This window comes from Constrictibacter sp. MBR-5, from assembly GCF_040549485.1.
Lineage (GTDB): Bacteria > Pseudomonadota > Alphaproteobacteria > JAJUGE01 > JAJUGE01 > Constrictibacter.
Window position 1 is genome coordinate 93,564 of the sequence record NZ_JBEPTK010000011.1, and the last position, 22,664, is coordinate 116,227.

The following is a 22,664-nucleotide window of genomic DNA, read 5'->3' on the forward strand; positions in this document are numbered from 1 at the left end:
ATCGAAATTGAGCGTTCTGACCTTGCCCTCCCGCCTCCGAGTGGGTCACCGCATCTACGCCGGCTTCGGCAGCGTCCTCGTCATCCTCACCGGCGTCGCCTTCGTCGGGTATGAGGGCCTCTCCGCGTCCCGGCACGGGTTCCAGGAGTATGCGCAGATCACGGACAACACGCTCCGCATCCAGGCCATCGAGCGCGGCGTCACCGGCATGCGCGAGAACGCCCTCGCCTTCGCAACCGGCGGCAAGCTGGAAGATGCGGAGCGCGTGCGCGCCGTCGCCGCGGAAATCGCGGCCGATCTCGAAACGGCAGCCGGGCTGACGATCGATCCGGAACGCCGGGCGCAGGTCGAGGAACTCTCTGGCCTGCTCGCCGGCTACACCGCCACCTTCGACCGGCTGGTGTCGCTGCGCGAACAGCGCGACGCGCTGGTCCGGGACCAGATGAACCCGATGGGCACTGCGATCGCGCGCGACCTGAACCAGATCGTCGATGCGGCCATGGCCACCGGCGACATGGAAGATGCCGCCTATGCCGGCGCCGCGCAGCAGGCGCTGCTTCTCGGCCGCCTCGAAGCGCTGCGCTTCATCGGCGCTCCGAGCGCCGAGACCGTGGCCGCCGCGCGGGCGCAGTTCGCGCTCTTCGACGCCAGCGTCACCGCCCTGCTCGGCCGCCTGTACGACCAGGACCGGATCGACCTGGCGAAGGACGCGCACGAGTTGGGGCCGAAATACCTCGCCGCCTTCTCCGCGGTCGTCGACGCCACGACGGCGATGGACGAACTCCTGAACCTCGTCATGACGCAGCAGGCGAACGCCTTCGCGACGCAGTCGGCGGCGGCGGTCGAGGCGCAGCGCAATGCGCTCGGCGACATCCGCGCGAAGGCGGAGGGCGAGATCGCTAGCGCCGGAACAGTGAACCTGACGGCGTCGGCAGCGGCGATCCTGATCGGCCTGCTGTTCGCCTACCTGATCGCGCGCAGCATCACGCGGCCGGTGACCGGCATGACCGGCGCCATGACCCGCCTCGCCGATGGCGACAAGACGACCGAGATCCCCGGCCTGACGCGCGCCGACGAGATCGGGACGATGGCCAAGGCCGTCGCCGTCTTCAAGGAGAAGATGATCGAGGCCGACCGCCTGCGCGACGAGCAGGAAGCGCTGAAGCTCAAGGCCGAGGAGGACCGCCGCGCCGCCATGCTGCGGCTCGCCGACAGCTTCGAACGGTCGGTCGGCGGCATCGTCGGTGCCGTCGCCTCGGCGGCGACGGAGATGCAGAACGCCGCCCAGTCGATGTCCGCGACCGCCGAGGAGACGAGCCGCCAGGCGACCACGGTCGCCGCCGCCTCGGGCCAGGCCACGGCGAACGTCCAGACCGTCGCCGCCGCCACCGAGGAGCTGAACTCCTCGATCCTGGAGATCGGCCGTCAGGTCTCCCAGTCGGCGCAGAGTGCCACCGAGGCCGTGATCGAGGCCGAGCGCACCGACGCCAGCGTCGACTTCCTCGCCAAGGCCGCCGCGAAGATCGGCGACGTGGTGGAGCTGATCAGCTCGATCGCCGCCCAGACCAACCTCCTGGCGCTCAACGCGACCATCGAGGCGGCGCGCGCCGGCGACGCCGGCAAGGGGTTCGCGGTCGTCGCCTCCGAGGTGAAGAGCCTGGCCAACCAGACCGCCAAGGCGACGGAGGAGATCCGCAGCCAGATCGACGAGATGCAGGCCGCCACCGGCCAGGCCGTCACCGCCATCCGGGGCATCGGCCGGACCATCAAGGGCATCAACGAGACCGCGACCACCATCGCCGCGGCCGTCGAGCAGCAGGGGGCCGCCACCGGCGAGATCTCCGGCAACGTCGCCCAGGCGGCCCAGGGAACCGAGGAGGTGTCGCAGAACATCGCCGGCGTGACCCAGGCCGCATCCGAGGTCGGCACCGCGGCGACACAGGTGCTCGGCGCGGCCGGCGAACTGGCGCAGCAGGCCGAGCAGCTGCGCGGCGAGGTCCACGATTTCCTGGCCACGGTCCGGGCGGCCTGATCCCGGCACCGCGGGACACCGGGCGCCGCACCGCGGCGCGGGTGCAACAATAGCGGCGGGGCCGGCGGAAAGTCTTCGCCGGCCCCGCGATTCGTTGCGGGCGCCGGCCGCGGCTCTTATATTTCGCCCATCTTTCCGGAATCGATGAGTTTGCCATGGCGCGCGTCACCGTCGAGGACTGCGTCCTCAGAGTCCCCAACAGGTTTGAGCTGGTCATGCTGGCGGCCCAGCGGGCGCGCGACGTGTCGTCCGGTGCGGAGCTGACGGTCGATCGCGACCGCGACAAGAACCCCGTCGTCGCCCTGCGCGAGATCGCCGAGAAGACGGTCGAGCTGGACGTCCTGCACGAGTCCCTGATCAAGGGTCAGCAGAAGCACGTCGAGGCAGAGACCCTCGAGGACGTCGAGGCCGAGAGCTTCGAACTGGAGAGCTTCACGCCGGAACTGGCGATGCAGCCGATGTCGGACGAGGCCGGCGACGAGGCCGAGGGCGAAGACAGCGACCTCGAATCCCTCGCCCGCGAACTGGCGGCCGAAGTCGGCGACTTTCAGCGCCGGGAGGAAGACTGAGCCCGCCTCCCCTCTCCAGGGGCAGCCTCCGGCAACGGTGAGTCCTCCAAGACCCGCATGATCCGCCAGTACGAGCTTGTCGAGAAGGTCAGGGCCTACGATCCTCAGGCGGACGAGGATCTCCTGAATCGCGCCTACGTCTACGCGATGAAGATGCACGGCTCGCAGCGCCGCGAGTCCGGGGCACTCTACTTCTCGCACCCGCTCGAGGTGGCGGGCCTGCTGACCCAGATGCGGCTCGACACGGCGTCGATCGTCACTGCCCTGCTGCACGACGTCGTGGAGGACACCGACGCCACCCTCGCCGACATCGAGAAGATGTTCGGCGCCGAGATCGCCCGCCTCGTCGACGGCGTCACCAAGCTGTCGCGGCTGGAACTGCAGTCCGACCACACCAAGCAGGCCGAGAACTTCCAGAAGCTGGTCGTCGCGATGTCCGAGGACATCCGCGTGCTCCTGGTGAAGCTGGCCGACCGCCTGCACAACATGCGCACCCTCTGCTACGTCGCGAACCCGGCGCGGCGGCGGCGCACCGCCATCGAAACGATGGAAATCTACGCCCCGCTCGCCGAGCGCATCGGCATGCAGGAGTGGAAGGACGAGCTCGAAGATCTCGCCTTCGCCGAGATCAACGCCGAGGCGCGCGAGTCCATCACCAAGCGCCTGGAGTTCCTGCGGCGCGAAGGACAGGACGTCGTCGGGCGGATCATCGACGAGCTGTCGCAGACGATGCGCGACGCCGGCCTGAACGCCACGGTCTCCGGCCGCGAGAAGCGGCCGCGCTCGATCTGGCAGAAGATGCAGCGCAAGGACGTCGCGTTCGAGCAGCTCGCCGACATCATGGCCTTTCGGGTCATCGTCGACACGATCGAGCACTGCTACACCGCGCTCGGCATCATCCACGCCGCCTACCGCGTCGTTCCCGGCCGCTTCAAGGACTACATCTCGACGCCCAAGCCGAACGGCTACCGCTCGCTGCACACCGGCGTCATCGGCCCCGAGAGCCAGCGCATCGAGATCCAGATCCGCACGCGCGAGATGCACGAGGTCGCCGAGATCGGCGTCGCGGCGCACTGGCGCTACAAGCAGGGCGGCGATCCGCGCACCGACGGCCGGCAGTATCGCTGGCTGCGCGACTTCCTCGACATCCTGGAACACGCCGCCGGGCCGGAGGACTTCCTCGAGCACACCAAGCTCGAGATGTTCCAGGATCAGGTCTTCTGCTTTACGCCGAAGGGCGACCTGATCGCCCTGCCCCAGGCGGCGACGCCGGTGGACTTCGCCTACGCCGTCCATTCCGAGATCGGCGACCACTGCGCCAGCGCCAAGATCAACGGCCGCCTCGTGCCGCTGCGCAGCCAGCTGCGCAACGGCGACCAGGTCGAGATCATCACCTCGCGCGCCAAGAGCCCCTCGCCGGAGTGGGAGCGTTTCGTCGTCTCCGGCAAGGCCAAGGCGCGGATCCGCCGCATCGTCCGCCAGCAGCAGCGCGGCCAGTATATCGACCTGGGCCGTGCCATTCTGCAGCGCACCCTGCGCGCCGAAGGCCTGGAGCCCAGCGAACGCACCCTGGAGCCGGCGCTGAAGGCGCTCGGCGTCAAGACGGTGGAGGATCTCTACGCCGCCCTCGGCGAGGGGACGCACACCGGGCGCGACGTGATGCAGGCGATCCAGCCGGCGCCGGCCCCGCAGCCGGCGAACGACAAGATCGTGCCGATCTCCCGCGCGCGCAGCGAGCGCCGCGGCAAGGAGCAGCCGATCCTGCTGCGCGGCCTCATCCCGGGCATGGCGCTGCACTTCGCCCGCTGCTGCCATCCGCTGCCGGGTGACCGAATCGTCGGGATCGTTACGACGGGCAAGGGTGTTACCGTTCACACGGCCGAATGCGAGACCCTGGTCAGCTTCGCCCATACGCCGGAGCGTTGGCTGGAAGTCGACTGGGACGAGCGGGCGGCCGATGCCGACGGCGCGCTCACCGGGCGCGTCCACCTGATCGTCGCGAACGCGCCGGGCAACCTGGGATCGCTGTCGACCATGATCGCGCAGAACCACGGCAACATCACGAACCTGAAATTTACGAATAGGAGTCGAGACTTCTTCGAGATGCTCGTGGACATCGAAGTCGGCGACGTGAAGCACCTGACGAACATCATCGCGGCGCTTCGCACGCATCCTTCGATCTCGTCCGTCGAACGGGCGAGAGGCTGAGGCAGGGATCGAATGTTCGGACGCCGGAGCAAGCGTGGCGGGAAGGCGAGGTTCCGGCAGTGGCTGTGGCCGGTCGGCGGCATACGCCGCAGCGGCCAGTACATGATCCACCGGCTGGCGCGCACCAAGGCGTCGCCCTACAGCCTGGCTGCCGGTTTCGCCTGCGGCGCCGCCGTCTCGTTCACCCCGCTGGTCGGGCTCCACTTCGTCGCCGCGGGCCTGTTGGCGCTCTGCATGCGCGCCAGCGTCATCGCCTCCGCCGTGGGCACCATCGTCGGCAACCCCTGGACCTTTCCCTTCATCTGGCTGGTCACCTACGAGGCCGGCCGCTGGCTGGGCTTCGGTGGCGGCGTCGAGGGCGAGCGGATCGACTTCGTCAGCCGCTTCCAGCGGGCCTGCGACGCGTTGTGGAACCTGGACCTGGGCGGCGTCGCGCACGCCGCGGGGCCGATCCTGGAGCCCATGATGGTCGGCGGCAGCCTGATCGGCGTCGCGGTATGGCTGGCGTTCTTTCTGTTGCTTTTCCCCGTCATCGGCGCCTACAAGCGGACCCGCGAGGTACGCCTGCAGAGCGGCCGGGCCCGTCGGTCTGCCGCATTGAGCGCGGGTGCGAAAGGCTGAGGCCAAGGGGGCTGAGGACGCCATGCGGCAACTGCGCCTGGGCGTGAACATCGATCATGTGGCGACGGTACGGAACGCCCGCGGCGGCAGTCTGCCCGACCCGCTGCGCGCCGCGCTGCTGGCCGCCGAGGCCGGTGCCGACGGCATCACCGCGCATCTGCGCGAGGACCGGCGCCACATCCGCGACGCCGACATCGAGCGTCTGGCGACGAAGATCCCGCTGCCGCTGAACTTCGAGATGGCGGCGACGGAGGAGATGGTCGCGATCGCCCTCCGCCACCGCCCGCACGCCTGCTGCATCGTGCCGGAGCGGCGCGAGGAAGTGACGACCGAGGGCGGCCTCGACGCCGTGCGCCAGCACGATCAGCTGAAGCCGATGGTGGCGCGCCTGCGCGACGCCGGCTGCCGCGTTTCGCTCTTCGTCGAGGCGGACCCGGCCCAGCTCGAGGCGGCGGTGTCCCTGGGCGCGCCCGTCGTCGAATTGCACACCGGCGCCTATTGCGAGGCGGACGGCGAGGCGCGCGCGCACCATCTGCGGCGCATCCGCGCGGCCGCGGCGCGCTGCGCCGAACTCGGCCTCGAATGCCATGCCGGCCACGGGCTGGATTACGACACGGTGGCGCCGATCGCCGCCATCCCGAACGTCGTGGAGCTGAACATCGGACATTTCCTGATCGGCGAGGCGATCTTCGTCGGCCTCGACGCCGCCATTCGCCGGATGCGGGCCGCCATGGACGAAGCGGTCGCCGCCGGGTCGGCGGCATGATCATCGGCATCGGCAGCGACCTCACCGACATCCGCCGCATCCAGAAGACCCTCGATCGCTTCGGTGCGCGCTTCATCGACCGCTGCTTCACCGAAATCGAGCAGGCGCGCTCGGAGCGCCGTGCCGACCGTGCGGCCAGCTACGCCAAGCGCTTCGCCGCCAAGGAGGCCTGCTCCAAGGCCCTCGGCACCGGCTTCCGGCGCGGCGTGTTCATGCGCGACATGGGGGTGGTGAACCTGCGCGGCGGCAAGCCCAGCATGGCGCTCACCGGCGGCGCGGCCGAGCGGCTCGCCGCGCTCACGCCGCCGGGCATGACGCTGCAGATCGACGTCAGCCTGACCGACGAACCGCCGCTGGCGCAGGCGATCGTCATCATCTCGGCCGTGCCGCGAACCGCGGACGCTTGACAGGGGGCGGAGGCCGCCGCAAGGTCGCCCCGGCCCGCTCGCAATAGGGCGGATTTTCAATGGCTTATGAGGGCGCGCGGGTGAAGGAAGCGGGGGAGAAGAGCGGTTTCTGGGAGAATGTGCGCACCATCGTGTACGCGGTCCTGATCGCGCTGTTCGTCCGCACATTCGCCTATGAGCCGTTCAACATTCCGTCCGGCTCGATGCTGCCCACCCTGCTGGTCGGCGACTATCTCTTCGTCTCGAAATTCTCCTACGGCTACAGCCGGCACTCGCTGCCGCTGTCGCTGCCGCTCATCCCGGGCCGCGTCCTCTTCAGCGAGCCCGAGCGCGGCGACGTCGCCGTCTTCAAGCTGCCGACGGACGGCAAGACCGACTACATCAAGCGCATCATCGGCCTGCCCGGCGACGAGATCCAGATGCGCGGCGGACGGCTCTACATCAACGGCACCCTCGTCGAGCGCACGCCGATCGATCCGGCGCAGGTCGACGACGGCTTCGGCCGGATGGTGCGCGTGCCGCAATATGTCGAGACGCTGCCGAACGGACGTCAGCATCTGATCTTCGAATCCAGCGGCGACGACGGCCAGTTCGACAACACCCGCGTCTTCAAGGTGCCGCCGCGGCACTATTTCGCCATGGGCGACAACCGCGACAACTCCCTCGACAGCCGCGCCTCGGTCGGCTTCATTCCGGTCGAGAACCTGATCGGCCGCGCCGAGTTCCTGTTCTTCTCGGTCGATGGCAGCTCCAGCATCTGGCAGGTCTGGAACTGGCCGTGGGCGATCCGCTGGAACCGGATCTTCACCGGCGTAGGGCCTTGAGCGAGCCGCCCGCCCTCGCCGAGCTGGAGGCCATCCTCCGGCACAGTTTCCGCGATCCGTCGCTGCTGCGCTCGGCCATCGCCCACCCCAGCAGCATCGGCGGCGGCGGCAACGGCGGTCCGGCCGGCTACGAGCGGCTGGAATTCCTCGGCGACCGGGTCCTGGCGCTGATCGTGGCCGAACTGCTCTTCGAACGATTCCCCACCGAGAACGAAGGCGAGCTGTCGCGCCGCCTCGTCGGCCTGGTGCGGCGCGAGGCGCTGCTGAAGGTGGCGCAGGACATCGGCCTGCATCGCTTCATCGAGGTGGCGGCCGTCCCCGCCGGCCGCCGCGACCAGGGGTTGGACACCGCACTCGCCGACGGATGCGAAGCGCTGATCGGCGCCCTATATCTCGACGGCGGCATCGAGGCGCCGCGCCGGTTCATCCACGCCGCCTGGACCGCGCTGGTCGACGCCACGCCGCGTCCGCCGCGCGACGCCAAGACGGCGCTGCAGGAATGGGCGCAGGCGCGGCGGCTGCCGCTGCCCGCCTATGCGGTCACCGTGCGCGAGGGTCCGCCGCACGCACCGTGCTTCACCGTGGAGGTGCGCCTGTCCGGCGCGCCGCCCGCGAGCGGCGAGGGCATGTCGAAACGAGCCGCCGAGCAGGCCGCCGCTGCGGCCCTGCTGCACCACCTGGAGGGTAATGACCGAGACCGAAGCCGATCGTAGCGCCCAGACACGCTGCGGTTACGTCGCCATCATCGGCGCGCCGAACGCCGGGAAGTCGACGCTGCTCAACCTGCTCGCCGGCACCAAGCTGTCGATCGTCAGCCCCAAGGTGCAGACGACGCGCAGCCGCGTCCTCGGCATCCGGATCGAGGGCGACGCCCAGGTCGTCTTCGTCGACACCCCGGGCATCTTCCAGCCGCGCCGCCGGCTCGACCGCGCGATGGTGCACGCCGCCTGGGAAGGTGCCGGCGACGCCGACCTCGTCCTGCTGCTGATCGACGCCGAGCGTGGCATCGACGCGGACGCCGACCGCATCCTGGCCAACCTGCACGACGGCGGCCGCAAGGTGGTGGTCGCGCTCAACAAGGTGGACCTGGTCCGCCGATCCAACCTGCTGGAACTGGCCGCCAAGCTGAACGAGACGGGGGTCGTCACCGACATCTTCATGATCTCGGCGCTCACCGGCGACGGCGTCTCGGACCTGCTCGACCATCTCGCCAAGCGCCTGCCGGACGGTCCTTGGCTGTTTCCCGAGGACCAGCTGTCCGACGTGCCGATGCGCCAGCTCGCCGCCGAGATCACGCGCGAGAAGCTGTTCCTGCAGCTGCACCAGGAGTTGCCCTACGCCGCCACGGTGGAGACCGAGACCTGGGAGGAGTTCGACAATGGCGACGTGCGCATCGGCCAGGTCGTCTTCGTCCAGCGCGAGGGCCAGCGCGCCATCATCCTCGGCAAGGGCGGCCGCCAGATCCGCGCCATCGGCGAAGCCGCCCGCACCGAGCTCCAGGAACTGCTGGAACGCAAGGTCCACCTCTTCCTGCACGTCAAGGTCCGCGAACAATGGACCGAAGACCCGGAGCGCTACCGCGCGATGGGGCTCGACCACAAGGTCTGAGGAAGCGGCGGCCGTCTTTCGAGACGCCCGCTGACGCGGGCTCCTCGGGATGGGTATCGCCATGACCAGCGGCCCAGAAGTAGGTCATCATGCTGAGGAGCCGCCGCAGGCGACGGCTCGAAGCACGGAGCCCAGGCGACCCGGCCTACGCGTCCCGTACTTCGATCGGGATCTCCTTGCCGAGCGCCCGCAGCGCCGCCTCGATCTGAGCGAGCCTGGAGGCGTGCGACAGATCGAGCAGGCGGTCCACCTGCATCGGCTTCGCGCCCGTCAGGCGGGCCAGGTCGGCCTTTCGCATCCCCCGCTGGAGCATCGTGCGGTAGAGCGCCACCTTTACGGGGCGAGCGCCGGCAGGGCCACGAAGTCGGGCCCCTCGGCAACCGGCAGCGGGATCTCGGCACGGTTGGATATCCGGCCCTGCAGCGCGGTTCGACCGCGTCGACCGCCCGCATCCGGGCAATGTCCTCGTCCTCGCCGAAGCTCGTCACCTCGGGAAGGTCGCGACAGGTTGCCATGACCGTTCCGTTGTCGTCCGGCGTGAGTTCTATGGCATAGCGCATGCCCCCCCCGCACGTCAGGCGATAGCCCGCAGCCCTTTCGCCTTCACCAGGCTCAGCAGCTTGAGCGACGGACCGTTGGGACGCTTCTCGCCGCGTTCCCACTTGCTGACGGCATCCTTGCGAACGTTCAGGTAGAGCGCGAACACGGGTTGCGACACCTGTTCCCGTTCGCGAAGGGCCCTGATCTCCTCCGGCGCCATCGGCGCCACCGGGGTCAGGCACAGGGCGTCGAACGCGCGCATCGTCTCCTTGTCGATCACCCCGGCGCCGTGCAGACCGACTGCCGTCCTGTGGACCGTGCCGAGGATGCCGCCCTCGGGTCGGCTGGTCCTCTTTGCCATCGCCTTCGATCTCCATGATTTCACCGGCCGCCTTCGCCAGCTTCAGCCCTTCGGCGTCGAGTCCGAGCAGCACCCCGGCGAGTGCCTTCAGCGCCTTCAATTCCGTGCCCGTGACGTTCGCCTTGTCGCTCTTCGCAAATCCTTGCACGAAGAAGCTGTGCCCGCCGATCCTGAACAGAACGATGGTACGAAACCCGCCAGATTTGCCGCCGCCTTCACGCGCGATGCGCTGCTTGAACACACCCCGCCCAGGTCTGCATCCCATCGGCCGGCAGCGACCGCCTCTGCCGCCGCCGTCAGGGAATTGTCCCGCAAGCGGGCCTTTCGTGCGAACCGGGAAAACTCCTTCGTCTTATAGACAGCCATCGGCTACACGGCCTCTTATATAGCGCCTAGAACTACACTTCCCAAAGGCAATCCACCCCACAGGCTCGATAGCACGCGTAGTTCGCATCAAATCTTGGATGGAAGACACGCATGACAGCATTGTCCCGACATCAAGCGTGATCGGACAACCATGAACTTGCTCCACGCCCCATGATCGAATGGACCGACGCAGCGATCGTCCTGTCCGCCCGCCATCACGGCGAGGGGTCGGCGATCGTGCAGCTGCTCACCGCGACGCGCGGGCGCCATGCGGGACTGGCGCGTGGCGGCTCCTCCAGCCGGCAGCGCGGCACCTACCAGCCGGGGACGGAGGTCGCGGCGGTGTGGCGGGCGCGGCTCGCCGACCAGCTCGGCAACCTGACCTGCGAGGCCGTGCACGGCCATGCCGCCGGCTGGCTCGACGACGCCTTCCGCCTCGCCGGCATCGGCGCCGCCTGCGCGGTCGCCGAGTCCGCCCTGCCCGAGCGCGAGCCGCACCCGCCGCTCTATCACGGCATGGCGGCCTTCCTCGCCTGCCTCGATTCCGAGGTCTGGCCGGCCGCCTATGTGCGCTGGGAGATCGAACTGCTGGCCGAGTTGGGCTACGGCCTGGGGCTCGACGCCTGCGCCGTGACGGGTACGACCGAAGACCTCGCCTGGGTGTCGCCGCGCTCCGGCCGCGCCGTGTCGCGCGAAGCGGGCGAACCCTATGCGACGAAGCTGCTGCCGCTGCCCGGCTTCCTGGTCGGCGGCGGCGACCTCGCCGACGAAGACGTGATTGCGGGGCTCGACCTCACGGGCTATTTCCTGCGCCGGCACGTCTTCGCGCCCGCCGATCGCGACCTGCCGCAGGCGCGCCTGCGCCTCGCCGACATGTACGCCCGGCGCGTGCACCGCGCGGAAACGGCCGACACCCCGGACCCCGACGGTCCCGGGGCACAGACACCGGAACCCGAAGGGTCCCCATGAGCGACGCCGACGCCGGCGAGATCCGGCCCGTCAACTTCACCGACGCGCTCGGCGAGCGCTACCTCGCCTACGCCCTGTCGACGATCATGTCGCGCTCGCTGCCCGACGTGCGCGACGGGCTCAAGCCGGTGCACCGGCGGCTGATCTTCGCCATGCGCGAACTCGGCCTCGACCCGGCCGCCGCCTACAAGAAGTGCGCGCGCGTCGTCGGCGACGTCATGGGTAAGTACCATCCGCACGGCGACGCCTCGATCTACGAGGCGATGGTCCGCCTGGCGCAGGAGTTCGCCGTCCGCTGGCCGCTGGTCGAGGGCCACGGCAATTTCGGCAACATCGACGGCGATAACGCCGCGGCCATGCGCTACACCGAGGCGCGCATGACCGCCGTCGCCGAGGCGATGCTGGAGGGCATCGACGAGGACACGGTCGACTTCCGTGCGACATACGACGGCGAAGGCCGCGAGCCGGTCGTCCTGCCCGGCGCCTTCCCCAACCTGCTGGCCAACGGGTCGCAGGGCATCGCCGTCGGCATGGCGACCAACATCCCGCCGCACAACGTGGCGGAGATCTGCGACGCCCTCGTCCACCTGATCCGCCATCCGGCCGCCACCACGGCGAAGCTGATCGGCATCGTCCGCGGCCCCGACTTCCCGACCGGCGGTATCCTGGTCGAGGACGCCGCCACCATCGCCCAGGCCTACGAGACCGGCCGCGGCGCGCTGCGCGTGCGCGCCCGCTGGACCACCGAGGACCTGGGCCGCGGCACCTGGCAGGTCGTCGTCACCGAGATCCCCTACCAGGTGCCCAAGGCGCGCCTGATCGAGCGCCTCGCCGAGCTCATCGAGAACCGCAAGGCGCTGCTGCTCGGCGACGTGCGCGACGAGTCCACCGACGAGATCCGCCTCGTCCTGGTGCCGCGCGCCCGCACGGTCGAGCCGGACGCGCTGATGGAATCGCTGTTCCGCCAGACCGACCTCGAGACTCGCTTCAACATGAACATGAACGTGCTGGACGCCGACGGCGTCCCGCGCGTCATGCCACTGCGCGACATGCTGGCCGCCTTCCTCGCGCACCGCCAGGAGGTGCTGCAGCGGCGCAGTCGCTTCCGCCTGGAGAAAATCGCCCACCGGCTGGAGGTGCTGGCCGGCTACCTGATCGCCTACCTCAACATCGACGAGGTGATCCGCATCATCCGCTTCGAGGACGAGCCCAAGGCGGTGATGATCGCGACGTTCGGCCTCACCGACGTCCAGGCCGAGGCGATCCTCAACATGCGCCTGCGCGCCCTGCGCAAGCTGGAGGAGATCGAGATCCGGCGCGAGCACGACGCGCTCTCCGCCGAACAGGCCGAGCTGAACGACCTGCTCGCCGACGAGGCGAAGCAGTGGCTGGCCATCGAAGGCCAGCTGAAGTCGCTGCGCGAGACGTTCGGCCCGAAGACAAAGCTCGGCCGGCGGCGCACCGAGATCGCCGGCGCCCCCGCGGCCGTCGAGATATCGCTGGAGTCGGTCATCGAGCGCGAGCCGGTCACGGTCCTGCTGTCGGACAAGGGCTGGATCCGCGCGATGAAGGGCCACCTCGCCCCCGACGCCGAGGTCAAATACAAGGAAGGCGACAGCGAGCGCTTCCGCCTGCACGCCCAGACGACGGACAAGCTGCTGGTCGTCTCGGCCGGCGGCCGCGTCTTCACCATCGGCGCCGACAAGCTGCCCGGCGGCCGCGGCATGGGCGAGCCGCTGCGCCTGATGGCCGACCTCGCCAACGACGACGAGGTGGTGACACTGCGCCTGCACCGCCCCGACGGGAAGCTGATCCTCGCCTCCTCCGACGGCCGCGGCTTCCAGGTGGCGGAGAACGACATCGTCGCGCAGACCCGCGCCGGCAAGCAGGTGATGAACCTGGCCCCGGGGGCGAAGCTGAAGATCTGCACGCCCGTCGTCGGCGACCTCGTCGCAGTGATGGGCGAGAACCGCCGCCTGCTCGTCTTCCCGCTCGACGAACTGCCGGAGATGACCCGCGGCCGCGGCGTCACCCTGCAGAAGTACCGCACCGGCAGCCTCGACGACCTCGCCAGCATCACCGCCGCCGAGGGCCTGACCTGGCAGTCCGGCGACCGCCAGCGCCGCGAGATCGACCTCACCCGCTGGCTCGGCCGCCGCGCCGGCGCCGGCCACATGCCCCCGCACGGCTTCCCGAAGAGCAAACCGTTCGGGTGATGCGGCAACGCGCCGCTCCCCACACCACCGTCTTTGCGAACCGAAGATGAAGCAACCCCAGGCAAGCGCGCCGGCCCTGGGTTGCTTCGTCGCTACGCTCCTCGCAAAGACGGAATGAGGGTGATCGTGATGCCCGCGTCCCACGCGCCGTCTTCGCGCAGCCGCTACCACCGCCCGCATCTCAAATCCTGGGCTCGAACTCCAAATCCAGTTCCGACGCGGGCACGGCCCCCTGGAGGCCCCAGTTCTCGGGTGGCACCTCAACCCGGGTGAACCGGTCCGAGCGTGTCGGCCGTCCGACAGGGCAATCCCTCTTCCGCGACGCCGCCCGCTCCGTGTTGTTACCGCCGCTTCCGTCGCCAAGCGTCCCAGTCGACATCTTCCGTTTCGAGGACGGTCAGCGCCCGACCGTCGAGGATGGCATCCAGAAAGACCACCAGATGCAGCGCCGGCGATCGCGCACTCGGAACGGTGAGGCTCTCGAACCCGAGGAACTGCGCCGCTGCCGCGATGGCCTGCGTCGGCCCATAGTCGAAGCTCGAATAGCGGGACGGTTCGACGCCGAGCGGTGCCAGCGACGCCACGTCCGGGAAGCGCAGGGACCGCTCCATTCGTGCGCCGATCCTGTGCACCTGATGCTGCACCTGGCTGGGCCAGACGGGTTCCAACGACAGCCGGTAGCCGATCTCCGTCAGCGCGCCATCCCGTTCGAGGCTGGTGTAGAGGACCTCGAACTCGCCGGCGGGGCTCCATCGGCCTTCCGCCGTCGAACCGCGGAGCGGATCGCGGTCGCGGGCCGCGACCCTCCAGACATCGCCCGCGAAGGCCTCGGGCTCCATGGCTTCGAGGGCATCGAGGACGACCCGATCATGGCGCCGGCCCGCCATACTCAGGTGTAGGTGCCGTCGGAGAGGCTCTCGATCACGTTCAGGACGCGGTCGGTGTGGCCGTCATGGATGAGGTCGATCGCGCGTGCGCCGTCCATCAGCGGATGCTTCGCATAGAGCCAGATCCGGGTCTCTTCCGGCGTATAGAAGTCGGCGAGCCGATCCACGACATATTTCAGGTCGGAGATGACGAGTTGCGTCTTCGGATGGGGCGACGCCTTGCCCGAGACCCAGCGAGAGACGGTCGCCTGGGAAACCTCCGTAATGTTGGCGAGATCCGTCCCTTTGAGCCCGCCACGCGTGCGGAGGTCGTCGACGATCCTGGCGACTGCACCGCTCATGGTCGTACCTCACGAAACCGAGAGACTGCGTTTTCATTTCACATTGTAGGGTTTGTGAAAGGCAAACGCAAGAACGTCAGACCTCGATCTCGAACCCCAGGTCCAGTTCCGACGCCGGCACCCCGCCCTGCAGGCCCCAGTTTTCGGGCGGCACCTCGATCAGCACCGTCTTCACCTCCGTCTCCGGCACACCGAGGGCGGCGAGGTTGCGGACCAGCGCCGCGTAGAGCCGGCGCTTCGCGTCGAGCGAGCGGCCGGCGAACAGCGTCACCTCGACCCGCGTGAACCGGTCCGAGCGCGTGGGACGGATGATGCGGCGGTCGGCGCCGTGGATGTCGAGGACCACGTCGCGGTCGCCCTCCGGGATCTTCAGGCCCTCCACCAGGGCCGCCTGCACGGCCTCCAGAACCTCCTGCCCGCGGGCCTCGGCCCAGATGCCCGTGGAAATGCGCGTGCTCGGCATGGCCGTCCTCCCTCGATGATCTCCACGAGGGTAAGCGAGGCGGCGTGAATTAGGATATCTAAACGTTCTAATATGTCGCTTCACGCGAACTAATAGATGGGGAGCGGCATGATCCGCAACATCGACGTGGCGGTGGCGCGCGCCTTCCTCGCCGTGGTCGAGACCGGCAGCGTCACGCTGGCCGCGCGCCAGCTCAACCTCACCCAGGGCGCGATCAGCCAGCAGATCCGCCGGCTGGAGCAGCTTTCGACGGCCCGGCTCTTCCACCGCGACGGCCGCGGCATCGCGCCGACGCCCGAGGGCCAGCGGCTCGTGCCGGCGGCCAAGCAGTTCCTGGCGGCCAACGACCAGCTGCTGGCGTCGCTGTCCCAGCCGGTGTTCGAGGGTGAGGTGCGGTTCGGTGCGCCCTACGACATCATGGGCAGCTACGCGCCGCCCATCCTGCGCCGTTTCAGCACGGCCTTCCCGAGCATCCGCGTCCGGCTCGTCTGCCTGGACACGCTGCTGCTGCTCGCCGATTTGCGCGCGGGCGAGATCGACGTGGCGCTGACCACCGAGATCGGCTGCGGCCGCGGCGGCGACACGCTGCGCAGCGACCGGCTGGTCTGGACGGGGGCGCGCGGCGGAAGCGCCCATGCGCGCGACCCGCTGCCGGTCTCCCTGGGGGCGGAGACCTGCGTCTTCCGGCCGGTCGCCGTCGCGGCGCTGAAGAAGGCGCGCCGCGACTGGCAGGCCGTCTGCGAGGTCAGCAACATGGAGCCGGTGCGCGCCACGCTGGAGGCCGACCTCGCGGTGGCACCGCTGCTCAGCCACTCGGTACCCGAGGGCCTCGACATCGTTGAGGCGGACGGGGACGCCCCCGGCCGCCTGCCGAAGCTGCCGATGTTCTGCATCAACCTCTACGAGGCAGAAACGCCGAGTCCGATCGCGCGGGAGTTCGCGGCCTGCGTCCGCCGCAGCGTCGCGGCGGACTGAACCCGATCGCCGCTCAGTCCGCAGCCGGCGGCTCGACGCTCACCACCGTCAGCGCATGCTCGCGCCCGTCCGGCGCCCGCCAGCGAATCGCGTGACCGGGGGCAAGCCCGATCAGTGCGGTGCCGATCGGCGTCAGGATCGAGATGCGGTTGGCCGTGATGTCGGCCTGGGGCGGGAAGACCAGCGTCACCCTGCGCTCCTGCCCCGTATCGGAGCGGTAGACCACCGTCGAGCCCATCCGCACCACCTCGGCCGGCACCGCCCCGTCGGCGACCACGTCCGCCCGGTCCATCTCCGCCGCCAGCTCCTCGGCGACCGCCGGGAACCGCTCCTCCGCCCCGGCGGCCAGTTCGGTCAGCCGCTGATGATCGGTCTCGCTGACGACGACTCGGGGCTTATTGCTGCCCGCGTTCCTGTGTTCGTTGTTTCTGAGTTCGGTCATGGCGACCCCGCGTTCCTGTACCCACGGCGGCACGGCGCCCGCAGCGTTGCGGCGCGTATGTCGCCCGTTGTCGTTACTCGTGAATGCGCCGGATTGGAGGTGCTGCACCAAGCAGCCGCACGCCCCCGGAACGCGGGGCGCACGGGCCGCGTCCCAGGGGCTAGGATTCCGCGATCGGGTGGATCCGGAAGATCGGGGCGCGTGACGTGCTCATCCGGCTCTATCTGGCGGCGGACCCCGCCATGTCAAGCCGCGCACCGGTAGGACGGCGGCCGCAGTACGGATCGCGACCGCCGCCCCTTCGGCGATGATCCCCGCCTCGGCGGCGGCCCGAGGACACCCCGCCCAGCCGAGCGCGGATCGGGAGCGGCGCGTGGTACCGGGCGCGGAACGATGGCGTGGCGTTTTGCCACGACACTGCCGGATGCAGATCCGATGGCAACGACTTGCGTCGCATTTGCACCAATATTATACCATTTGTTTACGCCTCTCCACATGCAGAGGCGCTTTCCTCATATCAAAGTACCACCACCCGCCGCGCCAGACATTTGGCCGGTCGAATTCCGCCGTGCCGCCGCAAGGATAGACGATGTCGCCCAGCCTGCCCCCGACGAGCCTCGGTGATCTGAGCGACGTCCGGTTCGGCTGGCTGGGCCGGCATCCGCTGTTTGTGGCCGCACTCGCCTGCGTGCTGCCGGCCCTGCTGTTCTTCGTCTCGCTCAAGATCGACGACCGGCGGAAGACGCTGAACACGGCGGCGGCACGGATCGAAAACGTCGCGGTGCCGCTCGCCGCGAACGTCGACATCATCCTGGAGTCTCTCGACCGCGGGCTCATCGCCGCCCGGGAGAGCGTCATCGAGGACATCGCGAGAGGCGACGACAGTCCGGAGGCCGTCTTCCGGGCCCTCCGTACGGCACGCAAACATACGGCCCTGCCCGTCAACTATGCGATGGTCGCGTCCGCCGGCACTCTGTACGCCACCTCGCGATTCCTGTTGAAGGACCCGGTCGACGTATCGGACCGTCACTATTATCGGGTTCATACAGCCGCCACCGCCGATAGCCTCCATGTCGGCCATGCGGTCCGCAGCCGCATCGCGACGGCGGGCACTGGAGCGATCGTCCCGGTGAGCCGCGGCGTCTGGTCGGATACCGGCGCCTTTATGGGCGTGATCGTCGCGACGCTGGATTCCGCTTACCTCGCAAGAACGTTCGCCGGCTTGAGCATCTCCGATACCGTCTTCGTGATTCTTCAGGCCGGTGACGGCCGCGCCATATCGGTGATCAGTTCGCCGGACGCATCGGATGCCGAAGCCATGCCCGATCTTCCCGGCCTGGACGATCCGGCCGGGGAGGAGGCGCCCTGGTGGGATGCCGACGACCTGCTCACGACACGGGCGGAGGTCGCGGGTGAGAGTGCGTACATCCTGGCGGGAATGAGCAGGGCCGATGCACTCGCCCGCTGGCACCGCCGCGTGTCCGGGACGGGCGGGCTGTTGGGCGCCTTCGCCCTGATCGTGATGACGGGTGCATTTGCCGCCGACCGATCCCGCACGCGGCGCGAACGTTTCCGGCGCGAAGCCCAGGTCATGCTCAACGTGGCGTTCGCGAGCATGGACGCCGCCGTCGTCGTGACGGACCCGGACGGCCGCGTGGTCCTGTACAACGCGACTGCCGCCGGCCTCGCGCGCGAGCAGACCACCTCGCAGATGCTGTTCGACCGGTTTCCCTGGATCAGTCAGACCGGATGCGAGGACCTTTTCGTGACGGCGAAGGAGACCGGCCAACCGGTGCGCCACGAGGTCAAGCTCCTGTCCGACGACCGTTGGCTGGCGATGCTGATCCACCCGTTCAACGGCGGAATGCTGCTCTACGTGCGGGACGTCACGCATGCCAAGCACCTGTCCGAACAGTTGACGCGAGCACAGAAGATGGAGGCCGTCGGCCAGCTGACCGGCGGCGTCGCGCACGACTTCAACAATCTGCTCACCGTCATCCTCGGCAACGCGGAGCTGCTGTCCGAGGAACTCGAGCATATGCCGGCACAGCACGAACTCGCGGCCATGATCGTGCAGGCCGGAGAGCGCGGCGCCGATCTCACGCGCCATCTCCTGGCATTTTCCCGCCGACAGGCGCTGACGGTCGAGACGACCGATCTCGGCGATCTGGTCGCGCGCATCCGCGGCCTGCTCGAACGGGCACTGGGCGGACATATCGACGTGAAGATCGCCGCCGCGCCCGACGTCTGGCAGGCCATTGTCGATCCCTCCCAGTTCGAGAGCGCGTTGCTCAACCTGGCAATCAATGCCCGTGACGCCATGCCGGACGGCGGCCGGCTGACGATCGAACTCGGCAAGGTCCATCTCGACGAAACCTATGCCGGCTGGAACGACGAGGTGACGCCCGGTGACTATGTGCTGGTCGCCGTATCGGATACCGGTAGCGGCATGCCGCCCGAGGTCGCCGCCCGGGCATTCGACCCGTTCTTCACGACCAAGGCGGTCGGCAAGGGTACGGGCCTGGGTCTCAGCATGGTTTACGGCTTCATCAAGCAGTCGAAGGGCCATGTGAAGATCTATTCGGAGCTCGGGCAGGGAACGACGGTGAAGCTGTACCTGCCCCGGGCCCTCGGCCGCGGGGTCGAGGCGGTCGCACCGCCGTCCGGCGCGGCCTTTGCCGGCGGCAGCGAGCGCATCCTCCTGGTGGAGGACGATCCGCTCGTCCGCGCCCACGCGGCGGCACAACTCAGGTCGCTCGGCTACGCCGTGGTGACGGCGGAAGACGGACCGAAAGCACTGTCGCTGATCGTCGGCGGGGGGTCTTCGACCTGCTCTTCACCGACGTCGTCATGCCGGGCGGCATGAGCGGCCGCAGGCTGGCGGATGAAGCGCAGAAAATCATCCCGGCGCTCCCGGTCCTCTATACCTCCGGCTACACCGAAAATGCGATCGTCCACCACGGCCATCTCGATACCGGCGTCGATCTGCTCAACAAGCCGTATCGCCAGGCGGATCTCGCAAGGAAGGTTCGCGAGGTTCTAGATAAACGAGTGCACTTCAGCTGAATCCTCCCACCTGGAAGCTCATTCGGACCTGCGATAGATGGCGAGAATATTGTTGGTCGACGATGACGTGCTCGTGCGGCGCAGCATCGTTCTACAACTGACGCGGGCGGGACACACGGTCGTCGTCGCGATCGACGGTCGGGATGCATTGACCGCCTCCCCTTTCGATGAACTCGACCTCGTCATCACCGACATCTTCATGCCGGTGATGGAAGGGCTCGAACTGGTCGGGCGGCTTCGCGCGGAGGCGCCGCACCTGCCCGTCATCGTGATGACGGGAGGGCCGACGCGGTCGCACGCCATGACGACGGCGGAACTGGGCGATCAGTATCTCGGCTTCGCGTCCAAGCTCGGCGCCACGCGAACGATCCGGAAGCCGTTCACGCCGACGGCGCTGCTCGCCCTGGTGCAGGAATGTCTCGCCGACAGGCCGGAGATGGCTTAGGGCCCGCCTTCGCCCGCGAAGGCCGTTGCCCGGCGCAGCGCCGCGCGCGCCAGCAGCCGCGTCGAGTCCAGGGTCGGCAGCGGCGAATTGCCGTCGTGCATGACCAGCGGGATCTCGGTGCAGCCGAGGACCACGGCATCGCAGCCGGCCTGCTTCATCCGCGCGAAGACGGCCTGGAAACGGACCACCGCCTCGGGCCGGAACAGGCCGCGGACCAGTTCGTCCATGATGGTGCGGTCGATCGCATCGCGCTCGGCGTCGGTCGGCCGCACAGCCGCGATGCCGCGCGCGGCGAGTTTCTCCGGATAGACCGCACTGTCGACCAGCCAGCGCGTGCCGGTGACGCCGACGCGCCGGAAGCCGCGCGACGCCGCTTCGTCGGCCACCACGGTGGCGATGTGCAGCCAGGGCAGCGGGGAACGTGCCGCCACATGGTCGAAGGCCTGGTGGATCGTGTTGTCCGGGCAGATCAGGAAGTCGGCACCGGCGCGCGCCAGCTTCCGCGCGGAGGAGAGCATCAGGTCGCCGACGCCGGCGAGATCGCCGCGCTCCAGGCACGCCACATAGTCGGCGAGCGAGTGGGTGTGCATCGACACCTCGGGGTGGGCATGTCCGCCACCCTGCCCGCCCATGGCAGCCGCCCCCTCGCTGCAGATCGTCCGATAGCACAGCGCCGCCCCTTCGGCGGAGCAGCCGACGATGCCGATATGCTGCGTCATGTGCGTTCCTCTTCGCGGCGAGCGTCACCGGGGCCAACCCGGAAAGCGATTGTGGCACCGCCGGTCTGCCGCTAGAAAACTGCGAGCCATTCGCAAGACAGCCGCGCCCGCCACTGCTGCGCCTACTGCCCGCCCACCACTCCGGTACCGACGTGCGCCGAGACGGCGAGAGACTAGCGCTGTTCGCGGCGCACCGGCACGAACTCGTGGCCTTCGCGACCGGGATCGTCGGCGACCGCTTCCACGCCGAGGACGTGGTGCAGGAGGCGTGGCTGCATTTCGACGCCGCGGCGGCGGAGACGCGGGTCGAGGCGCCGCTCGGCTATCTCTTCCGCATCGTGCGCAACCTCGCCATCGACCGCCTGCGCCGGACCCGGCGCGAACGTGCCCGCTTCGCGCCGGGCGATCCTGCGGGACCGGCCGGAGCGGTCGCCGCCGATGCCCCATCGCCCGAGACGGAAGCGATCGACCGCGACGCGCTGGCCGCCCTGGAGGCGGCCCTGGCCGAGCTGCCCGCGCGCACGCGCATGGCGCTGGAGATGCACCGCTTCGGCGGCTGCCGGCTGAAGGAGATCGCGGACCGGCTGGGCGTATCCGTCACGACCGCCCATACGCTGGTCGCCGAGGGCATCGCCCATTGCCGCAGGCGTCTGAAACGGCCATGAGACGCAAGAAGGAGCCGAAAATCGCCGGAGTCCGAACGTCTCCTGGACACGGAGCGAAACCCGGAGTGGCATCGCATGCCGGTTGAGCCGAACGACCAGGACGACGGTGCCGCCCGTGTGGGGGCCGACGCGGCGGCCGATGCGGCGGCCGCATGGCTGATCGCCCTGCAGGAGGCGCCGGACGATGATGATGTCCAGGCGCACGAGGCGCTGCTGGAGCGGTTCCGCCACTGGCTGGCGGCGGATCCGGCACACGCCGCGGCCTGGGCCGAGATCGGCCGGTTCGACGCTCTCTATGCCCGCACGGTGCCGCGGCACCCCGCGGCATGGCGCGAGCGGAGCGCCGAGGCCCCAGCCCCGCCCCGCCCGACGGCGGTGCGCCTGCGCCGGCCGTGGCTGGTACGGCCCCGGCCGCGCCGGGTCACCGCCGGCCTCGTCGGCGCCGCCGTCGCCGCCGGCCTGATGCTGCTGATGCTGCCCGGCCTGCTGCTGCAGCTGCGCGCCGACCATGTCACCGGCACGGCGGAGATCCGCACCATCCGCCTTCCCGACGGCAGCACTGCCCACCTCGCACCGCGGAGCGCCATCGCCCTCGCCTTCGAGGAGACGGCGCGCGACGTCGACCTGCTCACCGGCGAGGCGCTGTTCGAGGTGGTGCGCGATCCGGCCCGCCCATTCCGCGTCGCCGCCGGCGCCGTGTCCGCGACCGCCGTCGGCACCGCCTTCGCCGTCGCGCGCGGCCGCTCGACGGCGGATGCCACGGGCGTCGCGGTGGCCGAGGGCCGCGTGCGTGTCGAGGCGCCGGCGGCACGCCCGCCCGTGGCCGAGGAACTGGCCGCCGGCGACTGGATCCGCATCGGGTCCGAACAGACGAGGCGCGGGCGCCGGAATCCCGCCGATGCAGCCCCCTGGATCGACCGCAAGCTGGTGGCCCGCGACCGCCCGCTCGCCGAAGTCGTCGACCGGCTGCGACCGTTCTTCGCCGGCTATGTCTTGGTGGCGGACGCCGATCTCGGCCGGCGCCCGGTCACCGGCGTCTATGACCTCTCCAATCCGGCCGAGGCCCTGCGCGCCATCGCCGCCGCCCACGACGCGCATGTCACCGCGATCTCCCCCTGGCTGCTCGTCCTGCGGCCCTGAGCCACATTCGCCGGGACAGGCGAAATTTCTCCCG

Annotated in this window: 24 protein-coding genes and 1 pseudogene; 17 read left to right on the plus strand and 8 right to left on the minus strand. The window is 69.4% G+C overall.

From position 1 onward, the window contains the following. Positions 1–7: 7 nt before the first annotated feature. From ABIE65_RS20015 to era, 9 genes are all read left to right on the plus strand, one after another. Positions 8–2,032 carry a methyl-accepting chemotaxis protein gene (locus tag ABIE65_RS20015; protein ID WP_354080194.1) on the plus strand — a complete coding sequence of 675 codons (2,025 nt, stop codon included), beginning with the start codon at positions 8–10 and terminating at the stop codon, positions 2,030–2,032. Positions 2,033–2,187: 155 nt separating this feature from the next. Continuing rightward, positions 2,188–2,601 carry a DNA-directed RNA polymerase subunit omega gene (rpoZ, locus tag ABIE65_RS20020; RefSeq protein ID WP_354080196.1) on the plus strand — a complete coding sequence of 138 codons (414 nt, stop codon included), beginning with the start codon at positions 2,188–2,190 and terminating at the stop codon, positions 2,599–2,601. Positions 2,602–2,658: 57 nt separating this feature from the next. Further along, on the plus strand, positions 2,659–4,809 hold the full coding sequence (locus ABIE65_RS20025; RefSeq protein ID WP_354080198.1) for a RelA/SpoT family protein: 2,151 nt from the start codon (positions 2,659–2,661) through the stop codon (positions 4,807–4,809). 12 nt (positions 4,810–4,821) lie between these two features. Beyond that, on the plus strand, positions 4,822–5,430 hold the full coding sequence (locus ABIE65_RS20030) for a DUF2062 domain-containing protein (protein ID WP_354080200.1): 609 nt from the start codon (positions 4,822–4,824) through the stop codon (positions 5,428–5,430). A 22-nt stretch (positions 5,431–5,452) separates the two neighbouring features. After that, positions 5,453–6,196, plus strand: coding sequence for a pyridoxine 5'-phosphate synthase (locus ABIE65_RS20035; protein ID WP_354080202.1), 744 nt, complete (start codon positions 5,453–5,455; stop codon positions 6,194–6,196). Next, positions 6,193–6,603, plus strand: a complete 411-nt coding sequence (gene acpS, locus ABIE65_RS20040) for a holo-ACP synthase (RefSeq protein ID WP_354080204.1) — start codon at positions 6,193–6,195, stop codon at positions 6,601–6,603. Before ABIE65_RS20035 ends, acpS begins: the two co-directional genes overlap by 4 nt. Positions 6,604–6,662: 59 nt before the next feature. After that, on the plus strand, positions 6,663–7,427 hold the full coding sequence (gene lepB, locus ABIE65_RS20045; protein ID WP_354080206.1) for a signal peptidase I: 765 nt from the start codon (positions 6,663–6,665) through the stop codon (positions 7,425–7,427). Next, positions 7,424–8,140 carry a ribonuclease III gene (rnc, locus tag ABIE65_RS20050; protein WP_354080208.1) on the plus strand — a complete coding sequence of 239 codons (717 nt, stop codon included), beginning with the start codon at positions 7,424–7,426 and terminating at the stop codon, positions 8,138–8,140. Before lepB ends, rnc begins: the two co-directional genes overlap by 4 nt. Further along, positions 8,115–9,035, plus strand: a complete 921-nt coding sequence (era, locus tag ABIE65_RS20055) for a GTPase Era (RefSeq protein WP_354080209.1) — start codon at positions 8,115–8,117, stop codon at positions 9,033–9,035. The genes rnc and era overlap by 26 nt, the downstream gene beginning before the upstream one ends. Before the next feature lie 145 nt (positions 9,036–9,180). Here the strand turns inward: era and ABIE65_RS20060 are convergent, their stop codons facing one another. The 3 genes and pseudogenes from ABIE65_RS20060 to ABIE65_RS20070 all read right to left on the minus strand — a co-directional run. After that, positions 9,181–9,333, minus strand: coding sequence for a hypothetical protein (locus ABIE65_RS20060; RefSeq protein WP_354080210.1), 153 nt, complete (start codon positions 9,331–9,333; stop codon positions 9,181–9,183). Positions 9,334–9,609: 276 nt separating this feature from the next. Further along, on the minus strand, positions 9,610–9,936 hold the full coding sequence (locus ABIE65_RS20065; protein WP_354080211.1) for a helix-turn-helix domain-containing protein: 327 nt from the start codon (positions 9,934–9,936) through the stop codon (positions 9,610–9,612). Positions 9,937–9,955: 19 nt separating this feature from the next. After that, positions 9,956–10,302: pseudogene (locus ABIE65_RS20070) on the minus strand (type II toxin-antitoxin system RelE/ParE family toxin); the annotation flags it as partial. A 171-nt stretch (positions 10,303–10,473) separates the two neighbouring features. On the opposite strand from ABIE65_RS20070, the gene recO reads away from it, so the two are divergent. Both recO and parC read left to right on the plus strand, forming a co-directional pair. Continuing rightward, the gene (recO, locus tag ABIE65_RS20075; RefSeq protein WP_354080212.1) at positions 10,474–11,271 is read left to right on the plus strand and encodes a DNA repair protein RecO; all 798 of its coding nucleotides are present in this window, start codon (positions 10,474–10,476) and stop codon (positions 11,269–11,271) included. Continuing rightward, complete coding sequence (gene parC, locus ABIE65_RS20080) at positions 11,268–13,487, plus strand: DNA topoisomerase IV subunit A (RefSeq protein WP_354080213.1); 2,220 nt, start codon at positions 11,268–11,270, stop codon at positions 13,485–13,487. The genes recO and parC overlap by 4 nt, the downstream gene beginning before the upstream one ends. A gap of 341 nt (positions 13,488–13,828) precedes the next feature. Here parC and ABIE65_RS20085 read toward each other — a convergent pair whose 3' ends face one another. From ABIE65_RS20085 to ABIE65_RS20095, 3 genes are all read right to left on the minus strand, one after another. After that, on the minus strand, positions 13,829–14,374 hold the full coding sequence (locus tag ABIE65_RS20085) for an RES family NAD+ phosphorylase (RefSeq protein ID WP_354080215.1): 546 nt from the start codon (positions 14,372–14,374) through the stop codon (positions 13,829–13,831). 2 nt (positions 14,375–14,376) lie between these two features. Beyond that, complete coding sequence (locus tag ABIE65_RS20090) at positions 14,377–14,715, minus strand: helix-turn-helix domain-containing protein (protein WP_354080216.1); 339 nt, start codon at positions 14,713–14,715, stop codon at positions 14,377–14,379. A gap of 76 nt (positions 14,716–14,791) precedes the next feature. Then, positions 14,792–15,178: a tautomerase family protein gene (locus ABIE65_RS20095; protein ID WP_354080217.1), complete on the minus strand. Its 387-nt coding sequence runs from the start codon at positions 15,176–15,178 to the stop codon at positions 14,792–14,794. A 108-nt stretch (positions 15,179–15,286) separates the two neighbouring features. On the opposite strand from ABIE65_RS20095, the gene ABIE65_RS20100 reads away from it, so the two are divergent. Continuing rightward, positions 15,287–16,153, plus strand: a complete 867-nt coding sequence (locus ABIE65_RS20100) for a LysR family transcriptional regulator (RefSeq protein ID WP_354080218.1) — start codon at positions 15,287–15,289, stop codon at positions 16,151–16,153. Positions 16,154–16,166: 13 nt separating this feature from the next. Here the strand turns inward: ABIE65_RS20100 and rnk are convergent, their stop codons facing one another. Then, positions 16,167–16,595 carry a nucleoside diphosphate kinase regulator gene (gene rnk / locus ABIE65_RS20105; RefSeq protein WP_354080220.1) on the minus strand — a complete coding sequence of 143 codons (429 nt, stop codon included), beginning with the start codon at positions 16,593–16,595 and terminating at the stop codon, positions 16,167–16,169. A gap of 589 nt (positions 16,596–17,184) precedes the next feature. On the opposite strand from rnk, the gene ABIE65_RS20110 reads away from it, so the two are divergent. The 3 genes from ABIE65_RS20110 to ABIE65_RS20120 are packed head-to-tail and all read left to right on the plus strand — an operon-like array spanning position 17,185 to position 20,106. After that, on the plus strand, positions 17,185–19,461 hold the full coding sequence (locus tag ABIE65_RS20110) for an ATP-binding protein (RefSeq protein WP_354080222.1): 2,277 nt from the start codon (positions 17,185–17,187) through the stop codon (positions 19,459–19,461). Then, complete coding sequence (locus tag ABIE65_RS20115; protein ID WP_354080223.1) at positions 19,446–19,661, plus strand: hypothetical protein; 216 nt, start codon at positions 19,446–19,448, stop codon at positions 19,659–19,661. The genes ABIE65_RS20110 and ABIE65_RS20115 overlap by 16 nt, the downstream gene beginning before the upstream one ends. A gap of 52 nt (positions 19,662–19,713) precedes the next feature. Then, complete coding sequence (locus ABIE65_RS20120; RefSeq protein ID WP_354080224.1) at positions 19,714–20,106, plus strand: response regulator; 393 nt, start codon at positions 19,714–19,716, stop codon at positions 20,104–20,106. Here the strand turns inward: ABIE65_RS20120 and ABIE65_RS20125 are convergent. Beyond that, a complete protein-coding gene (locus tag ABIE65_RS20125) occupies positions 20,103–20,825 on the minus strand; it encodes an aspartate/glutamate racemase family protein (RefSeq protein ID WP_354080225.1) in 723 nt (240 codons plus the stop codon). The genes ABIE65_RS20120 and ABIE65_RS20125 overlap by 4 nt on opposite strands. Before the next feature lie 152 nt (positions 20,826–20,977). Between ABIE65_RS20125 and ABIE65_RS20130 the strand changes: the two genes are divergently transcribed. Continuing rightward, positions 20,978–21,490 carry a sigma-70 family RNA polymerase sigma factor gene (locus ABIE65_RS20130; RefSeq protein WP_354080226.1) on the plus strand — a complete coding sequence of 171 codons (513 nt, stop codon included), beginning with the start codon at positions 20,978–20,980 and terminating at the stop codon, positions 21,488–21,490. 75 nt (positions 21,491–21,565) lie between these two features. Continuing rightward, the gene (locus ABIE65_RS20135) at positions 21,566–22,630 is read left to right on the plus strand and encodes a FecR family protein (RefSeq protein ID WP_354080227.1); all 1,065 of its coding nucleotides are present in this window, start codon (positions 21,566–21,568) and stop codon (positions 22,628–22,630) included. Positions 22,631–22,664 lie beyond the last annotated feature (34 nt).